Below are 425 nucleotides of genomic sequence, written 5' to 3'. Positions count from 1 at the left end.
CTGTTTGCTCCCCACGCTTTCGAGCCTCAGCGTCAGTTACAGACCAGAGAGCCGCTTTCGCCACCGGTGTTCCTCCATATATCTACGCATTTCACCGCTACACATGGAATTCCACTCTCCCCTCTTGCACTCAAGTTAAACAGTTTCCAAAGCGTACTATGGTTAAGCCACAGCCTTTAACTTCAGACTTATCTAACCGCCTGCGCTCGCTTTACGCCCAATAAATCCGGATAACGCTCGGGACCTACGTATTACCGCGGCTGCTGGCACGTAGTTAGCCGTCCCTTTCTGGTAAGATACCGTCACAGTGTGAACTTTCCACTCTCACACTCGTTCTTCTCTTACAACAGAGCTTTACGATCCGAAAACCTTCTTCACTCACGCGGCGTTGCTCGGTCAGGGTTGCCCCCATTGCCGAAGATTCC

At 51.5% G+C, this 425-nt stretch carries 1 rRNA gene; it reads right to left on the bottom strand.

Annotated elements, in window-relative coordinates:
* A 16S ribosomal RNA gene (locus tag E0D86_RS21255) occupies positions 1–425 on the bottom strand; the annotation flags it as partial.

Origin of the sequence: Pseudomonas sp. IC_126, from assembly GCF_004331835.1 — a bacterium.
Classification (GTDB): Bacteria; Pseudomonadota; Gammaproteobacteria; order Pseudomonadales; family Pseudomonadaceae; genus Stutzerimonas.
This window is presented reverse-complemented; position numbering and strand designations above follow the sequence as displayed.